This is a genomic window from Polaromonas sp. 39-63-25, from assembly GCF_002278925.1.
Classification (GTDB): domain Bacteria; phylum Pseudomonadota; class Gammaproteobacteria; order Burkholderiales; family Burkholderiaceae_C; genus Polaromonas.
Map to the genome: position 1 here is coordinate 39,789 of NZ_NCJH01000012.1, position 21,064 is coordinate 60,852.

18 protein-coding genes are annotated in these 21,064 nt (G+C 65.0%); 6 read left to right on the plus strand and 12 right to left on the minus strand.

What is annotated here, in order from left to right; all coding sequences use genetic code 11:
• Positions 1–411: 411 nt before the first annotated feature.
• The 3 genes from B7X65_RS15515 to B7X65_RS15525 all read left to right on the plus strand — a co-directional run bounded on the left by B7X65_RS15515 (position 412) and on the right by B7X65_RS15525 (position 5,442).
• Complete coding sequence (locus B7X65_RS15515) at positions 412–3,657, plus strand: efflux RND transporter permease subunit (protein WP_293595200.1); 3,246 nt, start codon at positions 412–414, stop codon at positions 3,655–3,657.
• An 8-nt stretch (positions 3,658–3,665) separates the two neighbouring features.
• Entirely contained in the window at positions 3,666–5,108 is a 1,443-nt protein-coding gene (locus B7X65_RS15520; RefSeq protein ID WP_293595201.1) for an efflux transporter outer membrane subunit, read from the plus strand.
• Between the two features lie 190 nt (positions 5,109–5,298).
• Positions 5,299–5,442 (plus strand): DUF3149 domain-containing protein, encoded by a 144-nt coding sequence (locus tag B7X65_RS15525; protein ID WP_293595202.1) that lies wholly within the window; start codon positions 5,299–5,301, stop codon positions 5,440–5,442.
• Positions 5,443–5,478: 36 nt separating this feature from the next.
• Here the strand turns inward: B7X65_RS15525 and B7X65_RS15530 are convergent, their stop codons facing one another.
• The 6 genes from B7X65_RS15530 to B7X65_RS15555 form a co-directional block, all read right to left on the minus strand.
• Entirely contained in the window at positions 5,479–6,111 is a 633-nt protein-coding gene (locus B7X65_RS15530; protein WP_293595203.1) for a YitT family protein, read from the minus strand.
• On the minus strand, positions 6,108–6,614 hold the full coding sequence (locus tag B7X65_RS15535) for a hemerythrin domain-containing protein (protein ID WP_293595204.1): 507 nt from the start codon (positions 6,612–6,614) through the stop codon (positions 6,108–6,110). Before B7X65_RS15535 ends, B7X65_RS15530 begins: the two co-directional genes overlap by 4 nt.
• A 194-nt stretch (positions 6,615–6,808) precedes the next feature.
• A complete protein-coding gene (glmM, locus tag B7X65_RS15540; protein ID WP_293595205.1) occupies positions 6,809–8,140 on the minus strand; it encodes a phosphoglucosamine mutase in 1,332 nt (443 codons plus the stop codon).
• Positions 8,141–8,191: 51 nt separating this feature from the next.
• The gene (folP, locus tag B7X65_RS15545) at positions 8,192–9,085 is read right to left on the minus strand and encodes a dihydropteroate synthase (RefSeq protein ID WP_293595206.1); all 894 of its coding nucleotides are present in this window, start codon (positions 9,083–9,085) and stop codon (positions 8,192–8,194) included.
• A 63-nt stretch (positions 9,086–9,148) separates the two neighbouring features.
• The gene (ftsH, locus tag B7X65_RS15550; RefSeq protein ID WP_293595207.1) at positions 9,149–11,071 is read right to left on the minus strand and encodes an ATP-dependent zinc metalloprotease FtsH; all 1,923 of its coding nucleotides are present in this window, start codon (positions 11,069–11,071) and stop codon (positions 9,149–9,151) included.
• Between the two features lie 133 nt (positions 11,072–11,204).
• Positions 11,205–11,891 (minus strand): RlmE family RNA methyltransferase, encoded by a 687-nt coding sequence (locus B7X65_RS15555; protein WP_293595208.1) that lies wholly within the window; start codon positions 11,889–11,891, stop codon positions 11,205–11,207.
• Between the two features lie 88 nt (positions 11,892–11,979).
• On the opposite strand from B7X65_RS15555, the gene B7X65_RS15560 reads away from it, so the two are divergent.
• The 3 genes from B7X65_RS15560 (at position 11,980) to B7X65_RS15570 (ending at position 15,336) form a co-directional block, all read left to right on the plus strand.
• The gene (locus B7X65_RS15560) at positions 11,980–12,456 is read left to right on the plus strand and encodes a YhbY family RNA-binding protein (protein WP_293595209.1); all 477 of its coding nucleotides are present in this window, start codon (positions 11,980–11,982) and stop codon (positions 12,454–12,456) included.
• A 119-nt stretch (positions 12,457–12,575) separates the two neighbouring features.
• Positions 12,576–14,660, plus strand: coding sequence for a M3 family metallopeptidase (locus B7X65_RS15565; RefSeq protein ID WP_293595210.1), 2,085 nt, complete (start codon positions 12,576–12,578; stop codon positions 14,658–14,660).
• Between the two features lie 22 nt (positions 14,661–14,682).
• Complete coding sequence (locus B7X65_RS15570) at positions 14,683–15,336, plus strand: glutaredoxin domain-containing protein (RefSeq protein WP_293595211.1); 654 nt, start codon at positions 14,683–14,685, stop codon at positions 15,334–15,336.
• Positions 15,337–15,355: 19 nt separating this feature from the next.
• Here B7X65_RS15570 and otnI read toward each other — a convergent pair whose 3' ends face one another.
• The 6 genes from otnI to rpiA all read right to left on the minus strand — a co-directional run bounded on the left by otnI (position 15,356) and on the right by rpiA (position 20,821).
• Positions 15,356–16,189 (minus strand): 2-oxo-tetronate isomerase, encoded by an 834-nt coding sequence (gene otnI / locus B7X65_RS15575; protein WP_293595212.1) that lies wholly within the window; start codon positions 16,187–16,189, stop codon positions 15,356–15,358.
• Positions 16,190–16,272: 83 nt separating this feature from the next.
• Positions 16,273–16,947, minus strand: a complete 675-nt coding sequence (locus B7X65_RS15580) for an aldolase (RefSeq protein WP_293595290.1) — start codon at positions 16,945–16,947, stop codon at positions 16,273–16,275.
• Between the two features lie 5 nt (positions 16,948–16,952).
• Positions 16,953–18,224 carry a 3-oxo-tetronate kinase gene (otnK, locus tag B7X65_RS15585; RefSeq protein WP_293595213.1) on the minus strand — a complete coding sequence of 424 codons (1,272 nt, stop codon included), beginning with the start codon at positions 18,222–18,224 and terminating at the stop codon, positions 16,953–16,955.
• Positions 18,221–19,111, minus strand: coding sequence for an L-threonate dehydrogenase (ltnD, locus tag B7X65_RS15590; protein ID WP_293595214.1), 891 nt, complete (start codon positions 19,109–19,111; stop codon positions 18,221–18,223). Before ltnD ends, otnK begins: the two co-directional genes overlap by 4 nt.
• A gap of 207 nt (positions 19,112–19,318) precedes the next feature.
• On the minus strand, positions 19,319–20,092 hold the full coding sequence (locus B7X65_RS15595; RefSeq protein WP_293595215.1) for a FadR/GntR family transcriptional regulator: 774 nt from the start codon (positions 20,090–20,092) through the stop codon (positions 19,319–19,321).
• 57 nt (positions 20,093–20,149) lie between these two features.
• On the minus strand, positions 20,150–20,821 hold the full coding sequence (rpiA, locus tag B7X65_RS15600) for a ribose-5-phosphate isomerase RpiA (protein WP_293595216.1): 672 nt from the start codon (positions 20,819–20,821) through the stop codon (positions 20,150–20,152).
• Positions 20,822–21,064 lie beyond the last annotated feature (243 nt).

The window sequence follows — 21,064 nt, forward strand, 5'->3', positions numbered from 1 at the left end:
GATCATGCGTCCGCAAGTTCAGCGCCACGCGGCCGCTTACACCTTCTGGCTGCGCCGAGGAGCGGAGGGCCAGACGGATAAGGACGGGCGATTGTCTGAGCGTAGCGAGTTCGAGCCCGGCCCCGGCTGGACCGAGCACCGCAGGTTGCCCCGGAGCGTAGCGCAGGGGTCGCAGACAGCAGGGTCGCCTTTTCTTTTGCTTACTTTTCTTTTGGCGACGCAAAAGAAAAGTGAGTTGCCGCCGGGCAACCCCCGGCTAGTGGGCACACCTCCAACGCAGGAAGGGAAGACGGCTTCGACAGGCTCAGCCCGAACGGTTGAAGGGACACCTCCCGGCCAACCAGCTTGTGCATCGCCACTGAAACTGGCTCAATGCGCAACCGCCCTGCCGGCGACACGAGGAACCGGCAAGTGAACCTCTCCGAACCCTTCGTCCGCCGCCCGGTAGCCACAGTGCTGCTGACCATCGGCCTGGCCCTCGCCGGCATAGGCGCGTTTTTCGTGCTGCCGGTCTCGCCACTGCCGCAGGTCGATTTCCCGACGATCTCGGTCAGTGCCTCGCTGCCCGGCGCCAGCCCGTCCACCATGGCCAGCAGTGTGGCGACGCCGCTGGAGCGGCGCCTGGGCACGATTGCGGGGGTCAATGAAATGACGTCCAGCAGCGGCACGGGCTCGACCCGCATCAGCCTGCAGTTCGACCTGAACCGCAAGATCGACGCAGCGGCGCGCGAAGTGCAAGCCGCCATCAACGCATCACGTGCCGACCTGCCCGCCACCTTGCGCAGCAACCCGACCTACCGCAAGGCGAACCCGGCGTCGGCTCCGGTCCTCATCCTGGCGCTGACGTCCAAAACCCGCGCGCCCGGCCAGATCTACGACGAAGTCTCCAACCTCGTGCAGCAGAAAATTGCGCAGGTGCCGGGCGTCGGCGACGTCGAGCTCGGCGGCGGCTCGCTGCCTGCGGTGCGGGTGGACCTGCTGCCGTTTGCACTGAACCGTTACGGCGTCAGCATGGAAGATGTGCGCGCCGCCCTGCAAGCGTCCAACGCCAACCGGCCCAAGGGCGCGATTGAAGGCAACGGCCAGCGCCTGCAGATCTATTCGGGTGCCAGCACGGCCAGCGGCGGGCGCAAGGCGGCCGACTACCGCGATCTGGTGGTGGCCTGGCGCAACAATGCGGCGATCCGCCTGCGCGACGTGGCCGAGGTGGTCGATGGCGTGGAAAACATCAACACCCTGGGCCTGTTCAATGGCGAGCCGGCCGTGATCGTGCTGGTCACGCGCCAGCCCGATGCCAACGTGATCGCCACGGTGGACGGCGTGCGCGCCCTGCTGCCCGAGCTGCAGGCCCAGTTGCCCCAGGACGTGGTGCTGCACATCGCCTCGGACCGCACCAACTCGATCCGTGCCTCGCTCAAGGAGATCGAGATCACGCTGCTGATCTCGATCGCGCTGGTGGTGCTGGTGGTCAGCGCGTTTTTACGCAGCGCGCGCGCCACCCTGATTCCGGCCGTGGCCACCGTGGTGTCGCTGCTGGGCACCTTCGGCGTGATGTATTTCCTGGGCTTCAGCCTGAACAACCTGAGCCTGATGGCGCTCACCGTGGCCACCGGTTTTGTGGTGGACGACGCCATCGTGGTGCTGGAAAACACCAGCCGGCACATCGAGGCCGGCATGGACCGCTTCAAGGCAGCCCTTCTCGGCGCGCGCGAGGTGGGCTTCACCGTGCTGTCCATCAGCCTGTCACTGGTGGCGGTGTTCATTCCCCTGCTGTTCATGGGCGGGCAAACCGGCCGGCTGTTCCGGGAGTTTGCGGTCACGCTGTCGGCGGCGGTGCTGATCTCGCTGCTGATCTCGCTGACCACCACCCCCATGATGTGCGCCTGGCTGCTCAAGCCCGACGCCCACACCAAGCCGCCAGGGCGGGTGGCGCGCTGGTTCGAGGCGGCGTTCAGGCGCCTGCACCGCGGCTACGAAATCAGCCTCGACTGGGCGCTGGCCAGCCGAGTGATCGTGATGCTGAGCCTGCTGGCCGTCATTGCGCTCAATGTCTATCTGTTCGTCGCCATCCCCAAGGGCTACTTTCCTCAGCAGGACAGCGGGCAGATCAGCGGCGGCATACGCGCGGACCGCAGCATTTCCTTCCAGGCCATGCAGAGCAAGCTCAAGGCCATCGTGGACATCATCCGGGCCGACCCGGCGGTCGATACCGTGGTCGGTTTTACCGGCGGCTCGCGCGCCGGCGGCGGCTTCATGTTCATCAACCTCAAGCCGGTGAATCAGCGCACGGACAAGGGCCAGGCGGTGATCACCCGGCTGCGTCCGCAACTGGCGCAGATCACCGGCATCAGCATCTTCCTCAACCCGGTGCAGGACCTGCGCGGGGGCGGGCGGGCCAGCAACTCCACCTACCAGTACACCCTGAAGAGTGACAACAACAACGACCTGAAAATCTGGGCCGTGCGCCTGGCCGACCAGATGAAACTGCAACCGGCGCTGACCGACGTGGACACCGACCAGCAGGAAAACGGCGTGGAGACCATGGTCACCGTGGACAAGGACAGCGCGGCGCGGCTGGGCATCAGTTCGCGCGATGTGGACAACGCGCTGTACAACGGCTTCGGCCAGCGCCAGGTCGCCACGATTTATGCCGACCTGAACCAGTACAAGGTCATCATGGGCGTGGCGCCGCGTTACATCCAGAGCCCGGAATCGCTGAAAGACATTTATGTTCCCGCACGCGGCGGTAGCGGCACGACCCTGGCCGCTGCAACCCCGTCCACCAGCACCAGCGTCGCCAACCCGGCGCTGCGCGACCCCTCCTCTGGCCAGGCGCTGAGCGCAGCGGTCACCACCATGGTGCCGCTGTCCGCAATCGCCAGCTTCAGCGAAAACCCGACGGCTGCATCGATCAGCCATGAAGACGGCGAGCTTTCGACCACGGTGTCTTTCAACCTGGCCGAGGGCATCCCGCTCAGCGCCGGGCAGGACGCCGTCAAACAGGCCGAGGCCGAGATCCGCCTGCCCAGCAATGTGCGCGGCAGTTTTTCAGGAACGGCGCTCAGCGCCCAGCAATCGCAAAACGAGCAGCCCCTGCTGATCCTGGCGGCGCTGATCGTGATCTACATCGTGCTGGGCATCCTCTACGAAAGCCTGGTGCATCCGATCACGGTGCTGTCCACCCTGCCCTCGGCCGGCGTGGGGGCGGTGCTGGCGCTGATGCTGTTCAAGATGGAGTTTTCCATCATCGCGCTGATCGGCGTGTTCCTGTTGATCGGCATCGTCAAGAAAAACGCCATCCTGATCATCGACTTCGCGATCGAGGCCGAGCGTTCACGCGGCCTGTCGGCCGTCGAGGCGGTGCGCGAGGCCTGCCTGCTGCGCTTCCGGCCCATCCTGATGACCACGCTGGCCGCCATCCTGGGCGCGTTGCCGCTGGCCATTGGTTTTGGCGAAGGTGCCGAGTTGCGCCGGCCGCTGGGCATCTCCATCATCGGCGGCCTGATTGCCAGCCAGCTGCTCACGCTGCTGACCACGCCGGTGGTTTACATCCTGCTCGACAAGCTGCGCCGCCGCAGCCCGTCCGAGCGCCACCTGAGCCGTCATCCCGATGATGCCAGCGCGCCACTACCCGGTGCGGCGCTGCAACTGCAATGAGGCCCGCCATGCGATCCAGACTCACGCTTTACCCCATCGCCGCCGCGCTTGTTATTCTGCTCGGCGGCTGCGCCGTTGGCCCCACCTACCAGCGGCCGCTCACGCCAGAGGTCAGCAGCTACAAGGAAGCCGAAGGCTGGGTGCCCGCTGCACCGGCCGATGCGCTGGAACGCGGCCCCTGGTGGTCGCTGTTCGGCGACCCGGTGCTCGACCGGCTGGCCGCGCGGGTGGAGGTATCCAACCAGAATGTGGCCGCCGCCGTGGCCGCCTACGCCCAGGCGCGTGCGCTGGTGCGCGAGCAGCGCGCTTCCCTCTTTCCTGCGGTCACGCTGGGCGGCGGTGCCACCCGCTCCGGCAGCGGTGGCAGCGGTGGCAGCAGTAGCAGCACAAGCACGACAGGCAGCTCGGGCGGGCGCACCGGCAACAACTACCAGCTCAGCATAGGCGGCAGCTGGGAGCCCGACGTCTGGGGCCGGCTCGGCCGCGCGGTCGATGGTGCCACCGCGGGCGCCCAGGCCAGCGCCGCCGACCTGGCCTCGGCCAAACTGTCGGCGCAAGGCGAGCTGGCCATCAACTACTTTTCACTGCGCCAGCTGGACGCGCAAAAAGGCCTGCTCGAGGACACCCTCACCGGCTACCAACGCGCACTGGAAATTGCACAGAACCGCTACAACGCCGGCATTGTCGGTAAGACCGATGTGCTGCAGGCGCAAACCCAGCTGGCCAACGCCCAGGCTGACGATGCTGGCCTGGTGCGGCAGCGTGCGCAGCTGGAGCATGCGATAGCGGTGCTGATCGGCGAGGCGCCGGGCAATTTCTCGCTCGCCCGGGCGGCGTGGAAACCTTCCGTGCCCGAGGTTCCGGTGGGTGTGCCGTCAACGCTGCTGCAGCGCCGGCCCGACATCGCCGCGGCCGAACGTCGCGTGGCGGCGGCCAACGAGCAGATCGGCATCGCCAAAAGCGCGTATTACCCCAATCTGTCCCTCAGTGCCTCCTATGGCTTCGGCGCCAGCCGGGTGGCGGACCTGTTCAGCGCGTCCAGCACGGTCTGGTCGCTGGGCCTGTCGGCCGCACAGGTGCTGTTCAATGCCGGTGCCACCGGTGCCCGCGTGGAAGGCAGCGAAGCGGCCCATGCACAAACCGTGGCACGTTACCGGCAAACCGTGCTGGCAGCCTTCCAGGATGTCGAGGACCAGCTGGCCGCCACCCGCGTGCTGCTCACCCAGCAGGAGCTGCGCCGCCAGGCCTCCGCATCGGCCGACCAGGTCGAGCAGCAGGTGCTCAACCGCTACCGCAGCGGCCAGGTCGGCTACACCGAAGTCATTGCAGCGCAGGCCACCGCATTGAGCGCGCGCCGCGCGCTGGTGCAGGCCATGGCGGACCGCCAGACCACAGCGGTGGCGCTGATCCAGTCGCTGGGCGGCGGCTGGCAGGCGGAGCCGTCGCCCTGAGCGATCCGGCCATGCTTCGTTTTCAGTAGCGCCCAGCGCACGTATTCATTGGGCTGCAGCCCTGAATCTTGTACAAATCAACCCGGTTCCCAGGCCCGGAGGGCGGCTTCAGGCATACATTGTTGACCTGCATCAGTATGTGTTTCAGGCAGACAGGCCATAGTGGAAGCCTTACCAAGGAGCGACCACCATGAAACTGTTGACTGACCTGTTCTCCACCGACTATGGCCTCATGAGCGTCATCGGCATTGCCTTCATGATTGGCATGGGCGTGTTTTTCTTCATGCTGTTCATGGGCAAGATGGATCAGGACGCCAAACGCGCCGGTAAATAGACCTTGGGGCCGAGGTCCGGCCCTGAAGAAAAGCCGCTACATCGCCATGTAGCGGCCGGGCCGGTGGTTGATGGCCAGGGCCAGGTTCAGCACCACCGCGCCCAACACCGACAGCGCGACCCGCTGCCAGTCGGTCACCCACAGCGCACCCAGCACGATCAGGCCGTCCATGGCCATCTGCACCTTGCCGGCGCGCCAGCCCAGGCGATCCTGCAGATAAAGCACCACGATGTTCAGCCCGCCCAGACTGGCGCCATGGCGAAACACGATGAGCATGCCTGCGCCGCAGAGCAGGCCACCGAGCACCGCCGCCAGCGCGGGTGACAGGTAGCCGAAGGCCAGCCCCTGCGGCAGGACCCAAGTGAACAGCGACAGCAGGCCCACGGCCGCAAAGGTCTTGAGGGTGAAGGCCAGCCCCATGCGCCGCCAGGCAAAGAAATAAAAGGGCAGGTTCACCATAAAAAACGCGAGGCTGAAACTCAGGCCGGTGGCGTAGTGAATCAGGAAAGCGATGCCGGCCGTGCCACCCGTCAACAGTCCGGCATGACCGAACATGACCACGCCCAGCGCCACAAACAGGGTGCCCGTGGTCAGGGCCTGCACATCCTCGTGCAGGCGGTGGTGTGGCACACCCATGGCGCCGGCCACAACGGCTGGCGCCGTACTCATGCCGCCTGCGCGGTGGCTGCGGGCGCCTGGGTATCGGTGCAGCTGGCGCCGCCGCAACCGTGAATGATGTCCCTGGGCAAGGCCGCAGGCATGGCCACCACGCCGGTGACCGGGTCGTAACCGATGCCGCGCAAATGCAGGGCCAGCGCGGCATCCATGGTCTGGGCATGCTGGGGAAACCAGAGCGCGAGTTCACGCGCCATGTCGCGCAGCATTTTCAGGTTGCCGGCTTCGCCGCCGGTCAGGCCTTCACGCATGACCTGCAGGACCACCTTGTGCTGCACGCTGTGGCAGTTGGACGATGAAAACCGCGTGTCCTGCATCCAGCGGTCTTCCCGGCTGAAATGTTCATCGGTGTGGTCCAGCAAGACGCGCCAGTGGGCCAGCAGCGCGTGGTCTGCGGCGTTTTCCACCTGCGCCAGCAGGTCGACAAATTCCCGGTGGGTGTCATCCATCGCGGGCAGGTCGAGCGCGAGCGCGTCAGACCATTCAAGATTCGGCATGTTCAAGTCTCCTCAGGTAATGTGCAAGCTTACGCAAACCTGCCTGAAAAAACTTGATCCACGTCATGAATTCATCCGCCAGAGAGCATGGGCGCGCTGCCAATGCCACCCCGCACAGACGCTCTTTTTTTGATAGCTGCTCGCGCCCGTCCACTCTGGGCCAGAGGCACTATTCATTCAAAGAAAAAACGGCGTCAGCGCCTGATCGTGTCCGCCACGCGCTCGGCACAGGCCAGGGCCTGCGCTGCGTCGCGCGCCTCTACCATGACACGCAGCAGCGGCTCGGTGCCGCTGGCGCGGATCAGCAGCCGGCCGCTGTCGCCGAGTTCGGCTTCGACGGTGCGGCTCATGTCTGCCAGCGCCGCGCTGCTTTTCCAGTCCTGGCCGGGCTGCAAGCGCACGTTGATCAGGGTCTGGGGAAACAGCGTCACATCGGACAACAGCTGGGCCAGCGACTTGCCGCTGCGCACACAGGCCTGCAAAACCTGCAGCGCGCTGATCAGGCCGTCACCGGTGCTGTGTTTGTCCAGTGCCAGCAGGTGGCCGGAGCCTTCGCCGCCGAGCAGCCAGCCGTGTTTTTCAAGCTCTTCCAGCACATAGCGGTCACCGACCTTGGCGCGCACAAACTCGACGCCCCGGGCCTTCAGCGCCACTTCGACGGCCATGTTGGTCATCAGGGTACCGACCGCGCCAGGCACGTTCTCGCCGCGCGCCAGGCGTTCGGCCACCATCAGGTACAGCACTTCGTCGCCATTGAAAAGGCGACCCTGGGCGTCCACCAGTTGCAGCCGGTCGGCGTCGCCGTCCAGCGCCACACCGTAATCCGCCCCATAGGCCTTGACAGCCTTGATCAGCGCCTCGGGATGGGTCGCGCCGACCTCGTGGTTGATGTTCATGCCGTCGGGCGCGCAGCCGATGGCAATGACCTCGGCCCCCAGCTCATGAAAGACTTCCGGTGCAATGTGGTAGGCCGCACCGTGCGCCGCATCGACGACGATCTTCATGCCCTTGAGCGTCAGGTCATTGGCAAAGGTGCTTTTGCAGAACTCGATGTAGCGGCCGGCGGCGTCGTCGAGCCGGCGCGTCTTGCCGAGATTGGGCGAGTCCGCCCACACCGGCGCTTCTTCCAGCACGGCTTCGACTTCCTCTTCCCACGCGTCCGGCAGCTTGGCGCCCTGGGCGCTGAAAAACTTGATGCCGTTGTCGGGAAAGGGGTTGTGGCTGGCACTGATCACCACGCCCAGGCTGGCGCGCTGCGTGCGCGTGAGGTAGGCCACGCCCGGTGTCGGCAAGGGCCCGAGCAGCACCACATCGACGCCGGCGGAGTTGAAACCCGACTCCAGCGCACTTTCGAGCATGTAGCCGGAAATGCGGGTGTCCTTGCCAATCAGCACGGTGGGTCGGGCCTCGGTCTTTTTCAGCACGCGGCCGACCGCATGCGCCAGGCGCAGCACAAAATCGGGCGTGATGGGCGCCTGGCCCACGGTGCCGCGAATGCCGTCGGTGCCGAAGTATTTTCTTGTCATTGTTGTTTGTCCCTGGTGGTTATGGATTCGATTTCAATACCAGCGGAAATTCTACGGTGCGCCGACCTGCCCGCTTGTAGGCTGCGGCGCCGTGGCAGCCACCCAGACCTTCAGGGCCTGCACGGTTTCGCACACATCGTGCACACGCACCACCCGCGCACCGCGGTCCACGGCCAGCACGGCGGCCGTGACGCTGGGCACCATGCGGTCGATGATGTCGAGCTGGGCCACCTGGGCCAGGGAACTGCTGCTCACGGCGGCCAGTGAGGACTTGCGCGACCAGCCGGCCAGCAGCGGGTAACCGGCCGCCAGCAGCTCGTGCTGGCGCGCCAGCAAGGCGAAATTCTGGGCCACGGTCTTGCCGAAACCGATGCCCGGATCCAGAGTGATGCGGCCGGCAGCCACGCCCAGCGCGCGCAGCTCTGTTGCGGCCTGGGCCAGAAAAGCCAGCACCTGCGGCACCACGTCGCCCTCCATGGGCGCGGCCTGCATGGTCTGCGGCTCGCGGTGCATGTGCATCAGGCAGACGCCGCACGCGGGATGCGCGGCCACGACGGCGGCTGCGCCAGGCTGGCGCAGCGCCCAGATGTCGTTGACGATGTCGGCCCCCAGGTCCAGCACCGCGGCCATGACTTCGGGCTTGTAGGTGTCCACCGACACCGGCACGCCCAGGGTCACCGCATGGCGCACGACCGGCAGCACACGCGCGAGTTCCTCGTCCAGCGGCACCGGCGGCGCGCCGGGACGGGTGGACTCCCCGCCGATATCCAGCATGTCGGCGCCGTCCTTGACAAGCTGCTCGCAATGCGCAAATGCGGCGCGCGACGCGCCGTCCACCGAGAAATATTTGCCGCCGTCCGAGAATGAATCAGGTGTGACGTTGACAATGCCCATCACGCGGGGCTGGCTCAGGTCGATTTGAAAGCGCGAGGTTTGCCAGATCATGGGGTATTGTCGAGCCAAAGAAAAACCGGGGACTTGCCCCGGTTGTCATGTGGATGGAGGCGCTCAGGCCACCGTGGGTGCCGGGTCGGTCGTGACCGCCGGCGTACCGCCGCTGGGGCCACCGCTACCGCCCACCGACGGGTTGCGCGGTGTCCAGTCTTTCGGTGGACGCGGCTCCTTGCCGGCCATGATGTCGTCGAGCTGTTCGACGTCAATGGTCTCCCACTCCAGCAAGGCCTTGGCCATCGCGTGAATCTTGTCCTGGTTGTCCTCGATCAGCGTGCGCGCCTGGGCGTACTGCTGGTCAATGATGCGGCGCACCTCGTCGTCGACCTTTTTCAGGGTCGACTCGCTCATGTTGTTGGTTTTGGTGACCGAACGGCCCAGGAACACTTCGCCTTCGTTCTCGGCGTAAACCATGGGGCCCAGCGCCTCGCTCATGCCGTAACGCGTGACCATGTCCCTGGCCAGTGCCGTGGCGCGTTCAAAGTCGTTGCTGGCCCCGGTGGTCATCTGGTGCATGAACACTTCCTCGGCAATCCGGCCGCCAAACAGCATGCTGATCTGGCTGAGCATGTACTCGCGGTCGTAGCTGTAGCGGTCCTGGGCCGGCAGGCTCATGGTGACGCCCAGCGCGCGGCCGCGCGGAATGATGGTGACCTTGTGCACCGGGTCGCACTTGGGCAGCAGCTTGCCGAGCAGGGCGTGGCCCGACTCGTGGTAGGCCGTGTTCCTGCGCTCCGACTCGGGCATGACCATGCTCTTGCGCTCGGGGCCCATCAGGATCTTGTCCTTGGCTTTTTCGAAGTCCTGCATTTCCACGGTGCGCGCATTGCGGCGTGCGGCCATCAAGGCGGCTTCGTTGCAGAGGTTGGCCAGGTCGGCGCCGGACATGCCGGGCGTGCCGCGGGCGATCACGCTGGCATTGACGTCCTGGCCGAGCGGGACCTTGCGCATGTGCACATTGAGGATCTGCTCGCGGCCACGGATGTCGGGCAGCGTCACATAGACCTGGCGGTCAAAACGGCCGGGACGCAGCAAGGCGGAATCCAAGATGTCGGGGCGGTTGGTGGCAGCCACCACAATCACGCCGACATTGGTCTCGAAACCGTCCATCTCGACCAGCATCTGGTTCAGGGTCTGCTCACGCTCGTCGTTGCCGCCGCCCAGGCCTGCGCCACGCTGGCGGCCAACGGCGTCGATCTCGTCGATGAAGATGATGCAGGGTGCGTTTTTCTTGGCATTGTCGAACATGTCGCGCACGCGGGCCGCGCCCACGCCGACAAACATCTCGACGAAGTCAGAACCGGAAATCGAGAAAAACGGAACCTTGGCTTCGCCGGCAATGCCTTTGGCGAGCAGGGTCTTGCCGGTGCCCGGTGGGCCGACCAGCAACAGGCCGCGCGGAATGCGTCCGCCCAGCTTCTGGAATTTTTGCGGGTCTTTCAGGAAATCGACCACTTCCTTGACCTCTTCCTTGGCCTCGTCGCAGCCGGCAACGTCGGCAAAGGTCACGGTATTGGTGGACTCGTCGAGCATGCGGGCCTTGGATTTGCCGAAGCTGAAAGCCCCGCCCTTGCCGCCGCCCTGCATTTGCCGCATGAAATAGATCCAGACACCGATCAGCAGCAGCATCGGACCCCAACTGACCAGCAGGGTCATCAGGAGCGAGCCTTCTTCACGCGGCTTGACATCGAACTTGACATCGTTGGCGATCAGGTCGCCGACCAGACCGCGGTCCAGGTAGGTGGCCGTGGTGCGGATGCGGCGGTCATCGGTCGTGACGGCCGAAATTTCCGTGCCGCCCTGGCCCTCCGCGATGGTCGCGGACTTGATGCGTTTGCCCTTGACCTCGTCGAGGAACTCCGAATAGCCAAGGTAATTCGTACCGGCGCCACCGCGTGTATCAAATTGCTTGAAAACGGTGAACAGCACCATGGCGATCACCAGCCAGATTGCAATTTTTGAAAACCACTGATTGTTCAAGGATGTCTCCGATAGAGGAACACAAGGCACATGCGCCTGATTTTAGGCGTTTCAAGGCCAAAAGCCGCTTAACAAGCCCGGGACATCCCTTGGTTTGAAGCGGGATTGCGGTATTTATTGCGTTTCAGCAAGCTCAGGCCGTTTGGGCCGGCCTGTTTTTCAGCCCCATGCCGACCAGAAAGGTTTCCGACGACTCCGAGCGCGAGGCCTTGGGCTTGATGGGCTTGACCACCTTGAAGGTCTCCTTGAACAGCTTGACCAGGGGACTGTAGGCGCCGCCATGGAACAGCTTGACGACCAGCGCGCCCTCGGGTTTGAGGTGCTGCACGGAAAAATCCACCGCCAGCTCCACCAGGTGGGCGATGCGGGCGGCATCGGCCGATTCAATGCCCGACAGATTCGGCGCCATGTCGGAAATCACGACGTCAACCTTGGTAAAGCCCTTGTCGGCGGCCAAAGTCTGCTCCAGAATCTGTAGCACCTCCGGTTCCCGGAAGTCCCCCTGGATGAACACCACCCCCTCGACCGGGTCCATCGGCAGGATGTCCAGCGCGATGATGCGGCCGTTGAGTTCGCCGGCCGCCGCGCCCGATGGCGAGAGCTTGCGGCGCGCATACTGGCTCCAGGCGCCGGGCACGCTGCCCAGGTCCACCACACAGTAGCCGGGCTTGATGAGGCCCAGCATGTCATCGATTTCCTTGAGCTTGTAGGCCGCCCGGGCCCGGTAACCCTCTCTTTTGGCCAACTTGACGTAGGTATCGTTGACGTGGTCATTCAGCCACGCTTTGTTGACCTTTTTGCTTTGGGTTTTTACTTTCATGCCTGTATTGTCCTCTCACCGCCTTCCGGCGCCGCGGTTTCCCCAACGATAAATCAGCGGCAGCGGCGGCTTCTAGGATAATCAGGGCATGGCTCAAATACTACTTACCCCCGCCCAGCGCAAAGACCACCGCGCCGATGCGCACCACCTGGACCCCGTCGTGATGGTCGGCTCGGACGGCCTGACGGCCGCTGTCAAAAGGGAAATCGACCTGGCACTGAAGGCGCACGGCCTGATCAAGGTCCGTGTGCAGTCGGACGACCGCCCTGCGCGCGAAGCCATGTTCCAGGCTCTGGCCGACGAACTCGGGGCCGCGCCCATCCAGCACATCGGCAAGCTGCTGGTGCTGTGGCGCCCGATGCCTGAAAAGGAAAAAAAGGTCAACGAGGACCGCATGCCCGGCCCGCGCGACGTCAAGGTGCTGAAGAACAGCGCGCGTTACGGCCAGCGCCCCGAAGTGAAAACCCTGCGTGTGCTGGGCAACCAGCGCCTGACGCCGGGCGGCACCGTGAAACGGGCGAAACCGAAAAAGCAGCAAAGCGCCAAGAAACGCGCCCAGGGCTGAGCCGGCGGCGGCGTGATCCGACCGGTCCTTGGCCGGCCAGCGAGGCATTTTCCTTTTTTGTCTGGCGCTTCCCCCTTTAGATCGGGTGCCTGCGCCCACAACTGATGGACATGACCACCTTGACCACATTGAACGCATCCAATCCGCTTCTCGATTTCTCCAGCCTTCCCCTGTTTGACCGCATCGCGCCCGAGCATGTGGGCCCTGCGGTCGATGTGTTGCTGGCACAGGCCGAAACTGCGCTGGAACGTGTCACCACGCCGGAGTTTCCAGCGCGCTGGGCGGACATTGCCGGCGTGCTGGACGTGGCCACCGAAAACCTGGGCCGGGCCTGGGGTGCGGTCAGCCACCTCAACAGCGTGGCGGACAGCCCTGAGCTGCGCGCCGCCTACAACGCTGCCCTGCCGCGCGTCACCGAGTTCTGGACCCGACTGGGCGCAGACGAACGGCTTTACGCCAAATACAAGGCCATCGATGTGGCGTCGCTGAACCCCGAACAGCGCCAGGCCCATAAAAATGCCGTGCGCAACTTCGTGCTGTCGGGCGCTGAACTCGTGGGCGCAGCCAAGGAACGGTTTGCCGCCATCCAGGAGCGCCAGGCCGAACTGAGTCAGAAATTCAGCGAAAACGCGCTCGACGCCACCGACGCTTACGCCTACTACGCCAGGGAAGACGAACTCGCCGGCGTGCCGGCCGACGTGGTCCAGACGGCGCGCGCGCAGGCCGAAGCCGAGGGCAAGGAGGGTTACAAGCTCACGCTCAAGATGCCCTGCTACCTGCCGGTCATGCAGTTTGCCGACAGTTCCTCCTTGCGTGAAACCCTTTACAAGGCCTACAGCACGCGCGCCAGCGACCAGTCACCGCCGGAGTTCAGCCGCTTCGACAACAGCGCCGTGATGCAGGAAATCCTCGCGCTGCGGCGCGAGGAGGCGCAACTGCTCGGCTACCGCAATTTCGGCGAGGTCTCGGTGGTCCCCAAGATGGCCGATTCGCCCGAGCAGGTGATCAGCTTCCTGCGCGACCTCGGCCAGCGTGCCAAGCCCTACGGCCTCAAGGACGTGGCCGACCTGCGCACCTTTGCCGCGGAAAAGCTGGGCTTGAAAGACCCGCAGCCCTGGGACTTCACCTGGATTGGCGAAAAACTCAAGGAAGCGCGTTATGCCTTCAGCGAACAGGAAGTCAAACAGTACTTCACCGCCCCCAAGGTGCTGGCCGGCCTGTTCAGGATTGTCGAGACGCTGTTCGAGGTGGCGATCCATCCCGACACCGCGCCTGTGTGGAATCCCGGGGTCGAGTTCTACCGCATCGAGCGCGACGGTCAGCTGGTAGGGCAGTTCTATCTGGACCGTCCGGCGCGCACCGGCAAACGCGGCGGCGCCTGGATGGACGATGTGCGTGCCCGCTGGCTGCGCCCCGACACCGGCACGCTGCAGACCCCGGTGGCCCACCTGGTCTGCAACTTTGCCGACGGCGTGGGCGGCAAGCCCGCCCTGCTGACGCACGACGACGTGACCACGCTGTTCCACGAGTTCGGTCACGGCCTGCACCACATGTTGACCCAGGTGAACGAGCGCGATGTCTCCGGCATCAGCGGCGTCGAATGGGACGCGGTCGAGCTGCCCAGCCAGTTCATGGAAAACTTCTGCTGGGAGTGGGATGTGCTCAAACACATGACCGCCCATGTGGACACCGGTGAGCCGCTGCCGCGCGCCCTGTTCGAGCGGATGCTGGCGGCCAAAAACTTCCAGAGCGGCATGCAGACCCTGCGCCAGATCGAGTTTTCGCTGTTCGACATGCTGCTGCACACCGAGTGGCAACCGGGCGGCGACGTGATGGCGCTGCTGGCCGGCGTGCGCGAGGAATACGCCGTGATCACCCCGCCGCCCTACAGCCGCACCGCGCATACATTCAGTCACATTTTTTCCGGCGGTTATGCGGCCGGGTATTACAGCTACAAATGGGCCGAAGTTCTCTCGGCAGACGCCTATGCGGCCTTCGAGGAAAGTGCACAAAGCGCCACACCTGCAGGTATAAACACCGACGTCGAAGCCCCGTCCAGCCCCGTTAGTCTGGAAACTGGCAGAAAATATCGCCAGGCCATTCTGGAGGCAGGCGGCAGCCGCCCGGCGATGGAATCGTTCAAGGCCTTCCGTGGCCGCGAGCCTTCCATCGACGCGCTGCTGCGGCACCAGGGCATGGCATGAGTGACCTCAAACGGAGCGATGTATGACCTCGAACGCTATCAAATTTGCAGCGATTAGCGCAGTGCTGGTGCTGGCTGCCGGCACATTCTCTTCTCTTTCCCAGGCCCAGCCGGTGTACCGCATCGTCGGCCCGGACGGCAAGGTGACCTTTTCCGACAAGCCGCCCCCAGCCGCGAGCAATGCCAAGGTGACAGCGGCTGGTGCCGACGGTGCCCGCGGCGTCGCCACAGCGTCGCTGCCGTTTGAATTGCGCAAGGTGGTGGGCCAGTACCCGGTCACCCTGTATTCGGGCGAGAACTGCGGCCCCTGCGCCTCGGCGCGTTCGCTGCTGACCACGCGCGGTGTGCCGTTTGCAGAAAAAACCATCGCGACCAACGAAGACGCGCAGGCGCTGCAGCGCATCAGCGGCGACAACTCCCTCCCCTTTCTGACCATAGGCAGCCAGCAACTCAAGGGTTTCTCGGATGCGGAATGGACGCAGTTCCTCGATGCGGCGGGTTACCCCAAATCGTCGGTGCTGCCTGCCAGCTACCGCCAGGCCCCGGCCACCCCCCTGGTGACGGTGGCGCCGACGCCCGCACCGGCCACCACCGCGGCAGCGCGGCCCGGCACGCCGGTCGCACCGTCCACCCCGGTGACGCCCCCGCCGAGCAATCCTGCTGGCATCCGCTTTTAAGAAACCGCGCCGGTGGCGCTCAGCGTGGCAGCCAGCCCAAGCCTGCCGACGTGCCGTCGGGCTGTCCGCCCTTTTTCGGCCTGTATTCGCAGCCGATCCAGCCATCCCAGCCGCAGGCCGCGGACACCTCGTCGATCACACTGAACAGATACGGGTAATTGACCTCCCCGATGTCGGGCTCGTGCCGCTCGGGCACACCGGCAATCTGGAAATGGCCGACGGCCCCCGTCGGCAGGTAGTGGCGGATCTTGGTGGCCACATCCCCTTCGACGATCTGGCAGTGGTACAGGTCCATCTGCACCTTGAGGTTGGACGCGCCGACCTCGGTCACGATCTCGTGCGCATGGTCCTGCCGGTTCAAAAAGAAACACGGCACATCGCGCGTGTTGATCGGCTCGATCAACACGTCGCGCCCGTGTTTCGCCGCTTCGGCCGCCGCCCAGCGCAGGTTGGCCACATAGACCGGCCGCAGGTCCTCGCGCTCCCGCCCTGCGGCGACCAGGCCGGCCATCAGGTGAATACGCGGGCAATCCAGCGCCTCGGCATAGGCCAGGGCCAGCAACACACCGGCGCGGAACTCCGCCTCGCGGCCCGGCACGGCGGCCGTGCCCTTGTCGCCGGCCTGGTCCCAGGCCTGGGCGATGGATGCTGCATCGGTGCCGCCCGGTGGCGCGTTGAACAGCACCTGCTGCAGGCCGTTGCCCTTGAGGCGCGCGGCCAGTTCATCCTTGCTGTAGGCATAAGGAAAAAGAAACTCCACGGCCTTGAAACCGTCTTTCGCGGCCGCCTCGAAGCGGTCCAGAAACGGCAACTCGGGGTACATCATGGACAGGTTGGCGGCGAATTTAGGCATGGTGGTGTTTTAAAATACTATGAAATAGATAGCTGCCAGCGCTTATGAATAAAGGGCTACAGGCCAATTTGACAATAAAAAGCCTACCAGCGGGCGCCGAAGGTCTGGCGCAGTTCGTCGATCTGCGCAGCGCTTAAAGCTTGCACCGGGGCGTCGTCCAGGCACAGCAGCCGGGCGGTTTCCTCGAGTTCTTCCAGCACGGCCATGGCCGCCGCCGGACTGTGGTGCCAGACATTGGGCCCCAGCCGCGCCAGCATCACCGCGCGTAGCGGCGTGCCCTGCCGGCCGTAGCGCGTGATGGCCTGGGCCACCAGCGCCGCCGCCGCCGGGTCGCCCGGGCGGTGGTAGTCGATGACCGGCACATGGCCAACCTTCATGACGAAATAAGGCGTGAGCGCCGGCAGCAACTCCTCGCCCGTGGCGCGCAGGCTCAGCGCCACGCAATGGGTGCTGTGGGTGTGGATCACGCAGCGCGTCGCCGGGTCAAAGACGGAGGCTGCCGCGTAAATGCCGGCATGCAGCGCGATGGTCTTGCTCGCGGTGTCGCCGCTGAGCTGCTTTGCATCGGCGTCCAGTCGCGCCAGCCGCGCCGGGTCCAGAAAACCCAGGCAGGCATCGGTCGGCGTGATCAGGAAACCACCGCCCTCGGAAGCGTCGAGCCGCACGCTGATGTTGCCGGCGGTGGCGTGTACATAACCACGCTCGAACAGGCTTTTGCCGACGCGGCAGATCTCTTCCCGGGCCTGGTTTTCGGTCAATGCAGTCATGCCAGCATCGTAAAGGCTTTGGTGAAGAAGTCGTCGGTGCCGAAGTTGCCGGATTTCAGGGTCAGGTGCAAACCATCGCTGCCTGTGATTTCAGGCAGTGCATGACACCAGGGCACACCAGGATCGATCTGCGGGCCGATCTGCATCTGCGTGATGCCCAGTGCCTGCACGCAGGCGCCCGAGGTTTCACCGCCGGCCACCACCAGTTGCCGCACACCCAGCTGCACCAGACCGCGCGCCACTGCGGCCAGTGTGGCTTCGACCATGGCGCCGGCTTCTTCCACCCCGAGCCTGCCCTGCACGGCCTTCACATCGCCGCTGTCGGCGGTGGAATACACCAGCACCGGCCCCTGCGCCAGCAGCGGCCGGGCCCAGGCCAGCACCTCGGCCGCCACATCGGCACCCGAGGCAATGCGCAGCGGATCAATCGCCAGCGCCGGATGGCCCTGCTTCATGAAGTCCAGCACCTGCCGATTCGTCGCCAGCGAGCAGCTGCCCGACACCACCGCCTGCAGGCCGCCGGCGGCCGGCAAACGGCTGGCCTGCAGCGACGGCGTGATGCCGAAGTTGGCCGGCAGGCCAATGGCCACGCCGGAACCGGCAGTCACCAGTGGCATGCCCTTGAGCGCAGGGCCCAGGCGCAGCAGGTCCTCGTTGGACACCGCGTCCACAACCGCCACGCCCACCCCTTCTGCCTGCAGTTGCGCCATGCGCTCGCGCACCGCCGCCGCGCCGCGCGCCACGACCTTGTGGTCGATCAGGCCGACACGCCGCTCCGTCTGCGACTGCAGCACCCGCACCAGATTCGCGTCGACCATCGGCGTCAGCGGGTGGTTCTGCATGCCGCTTTCGCTCAGCAGCACGTCGCCCACAAACAGATAACCCTTGAACACCGTGCGCTGGTTGTCGGGAAAGGCCGGTGTGGCGATCGTGAAGCCGGTGTTCAGCGCGTCCATCAGCGCCTCGGTCACCGGGCCAATGTTGCCGCGGGCCGTGCTGTCGAAGGTCGAGCAGTACTTGAAATAAATCTGCTGCGCGCCCTGCGCCTGCAGCCAGGCCAGGGCGGCCAGCGATTCGGCAATGGCCTGGACTGCCGACACAGTGCGTGATTTGAGTGCGACCACCACGGCGTCGACCTCGGCGCCCAGCGGCCCGGAGGGCACGCCAATCGTCTGCACCACACGCATGCCGGCGCGCACGAGGTTGTTGGCCAGATCGGTCGCACCGGTGAAATCGTCGGCAATACATCCGAGGCTGATCTTGCTCATGGCTTTTTCGGCAGCTCGATGCCCGGGAAAATTTTGATCACCGCGCTGTCGTCCTCTTTCGCAAAACCGGCCGTCGAGGCCTGCATGAACATCTGGTGCGCCGTCGAGGACAGTGGCAAAGGAAACTTGCTGGCGCGCGCCATGTCGAGCACGATGCCGAGGTCCTTCACGAAAATGTCGACCGCCGACAGCGGCGTGTAGTCGGCCGCCAGCACATGAGCCATGCGGTTTTCGAACATCCAGCTGTTGCCGGCGCTGTGCGTGATGACCTCGTAGAGCGCGGCCGGGTCCACCCCTTCACGCAGGCCCAGCGCCATGGCTTCGGCAGCCGCGGCAATGTGTACGCCCGCCAGCAGCTGGTTGATGATCTTGACCTTGCTGCCGGCGCCCGCCGCTTCACCGAGCTTGTAGACCTTGGCAGCCATGGCGTTGAGCACAGGTTCGGCCTTCGCATACGCTGCCGGCGCACCGGAGGTCATCATGGTCATCTCGCCGCTGGCGGCTTTGGCGGCACCACCGGAAATCGGGGCATCGATGTAAAGCAGGCCCAGGTCGGCCAGGCGTTTTTCCTGGGCCATGGACCAGTTCGCGTCCACCGTGGAGCACATCACAAACACGCTGCCGGGTTTCATGGCCGCCGCACAACCGCCGGGGCCGTACAACACGGACTCGGTCTGCGCCGCATTGACCACCACCGACACGATCACGTCACAGGCCGCCGCCAGCTCGGCCAGCGAGGCGCAGGCCACACCGCCACCTTCGGCAAAAGCCTGCGCCACCCCGGGCCGCACGTCAAACACAAACACCCGATAACCGGCGCGGCGCAGCGATTGCGCCATGCCGCTGCCCATGGCACCGAGACCGATCACACCTGCTACAAGACTCATCCCCTTGCTCCTTCAGCCCAGGTCATTTTTTTGAAATCCGCCACACCCATTCACGTCGCCACGCCGGCCGCCATCAAGCAGCCCATGGCTTGCAGATGCCATAAGGCCGACATGACCCAGAATGAACGACTTATTTATATGGTCATCATACAACTTGCACACCATCCATCACCTCAGGTTTTCCCGAATCGAGACAAGGCGAACGGCTCAGTGCCGGATGGCGTCGGAAAGAAGGGCACTGGCCAGCTGCACACCCTCCTGCTGCCAGAAAGCCGGGTCGGCCTGCTCGATGCGCCGGATCGCGTTGTCCATGTGGCGGGCGGCAGCCTGGCGCGCCAGCAGGGCGTCGCCGGCCTCGATGGCCTGGGTGATGGCTTCGTGCTCCTCGCGCACCTGCCCGGCAAAGTCGGCGCGGCGCGCCTCGTTGGCGCGGGTGACCCGCGTGACGCCGCGCAGGAACTGGCGCAGGTAGTCCAGCGTGCTGATCAGAAACGGGTTTTGCGCCGCGTCGGCAATCGCGCGGTGGTAGTTCACGTCTTCGTCGGCACCGTCGCCGCCGGCCTTGACCGCCTTGTCGAGCGCGGACATCGCCTGGCGGATGCACTTGATATCGGCCGCCGTGCGGCGCTGCGCGGCCAACGCGGCGACCTCGGCCTCCAGCGCGCGGCGCACCTCCACCATCTGGATGACCGCCTGCATGGACGCGGCAGAACGGGTGTCGAAATTCAGCGGCGCAAAGGCGGCCCGCTTCACGAACACCCCGCTGCCCTGGCGCGACTCCACCAGGCCCAGCGACTTCAGGCGGGAGACAGCCTCGCGCACCACCGTGCGGCTGACCGCGAACTGCTCGACCAGCGCGGCCTCGGTCGGCAGCTTGTCGCCCGCCGCCGGCCGGCCGGCGCGGATTTCAGCCGACAGGGCCTCGGCCACCTGTTCCGAGAGGTGAACGCCGGGCGTGATGGACTGGAAGCGGTGGCTCATGATGATCCGGAAAATTTGTCGTACAACTCTACAACATCCGGCAGCCGCTTCCGGGGGTTAAAACACCAGGGTCTTGACGCCGACGTCCGTGCCCAGCAGGCAGACATCCGCCTTCTGGAAGGCAAACACCCCGACCGTCACCACGCCGGGCCACTGGTTGACCTCGGACTCGAAGGCCAGCGGCTCGCTGATCTTCAGGCCGGTCACGTCCAGAATGTGCTGGCCGTTGTCGGTGACCAGCGGCGCACCGTTTTTCAGGCGCAGGGTCGCCGTGCCGCCGAGGGCTTCAAACTGGCGACGGATGCGCTGCGCCGCCATCGGAATGACTTCCACCGGCAAGGGGAACTGGCCCAGCACCTGCACCAGCTTGGACTCGTCGGCGATGCAGACAAACTTGCGTGACTGGGCGGCCACGATTTTTTCGCGCGTCAGCGCTGCGCCGCCACCCTTGATCATGTAGCCCGCGTGGTCGATCTCGTCGGCGCCGTCGATGTAGACCGCCAGTTCCTCGACATCGGCCGCCTCAAACACCGTGATGCCTAGCGCTTTCAGGCGCTCGGTGGAGGCCACCGAGCTCGACACCGCGCCGGCAATCGTGTCCTTGATGCCGGCCAGCGCGTCGATGAACTTGTTGACGGTGGAGCCGGTGCCGACACCGACAATGCTGCCGGGTTCGACATAGGCCAGGGCAGCCTGGCCAACCAGTGTTTTGAGTTCGTCTTGGGTCATGTCGGTCCGCAATGAAAGGGGGTGGATGGGGTTTGCGACAATGGGCTGTCGCACAGAACAACTAGGGCCTGTTTACACTATTTATACAAGATGCGTTGCGAGTCAAAAAGGTCATGCGTGAGGCGCAAAATGCAGCCGGGCTGGAGCCCGGCAAGGCTTTGCAACGCTACGCATGGCCTTTTTGGCCGCAACCCGGAGGGAAGGTGGTGAAAACAACGCCACTCGTTGTTGCACTCCTAGCCC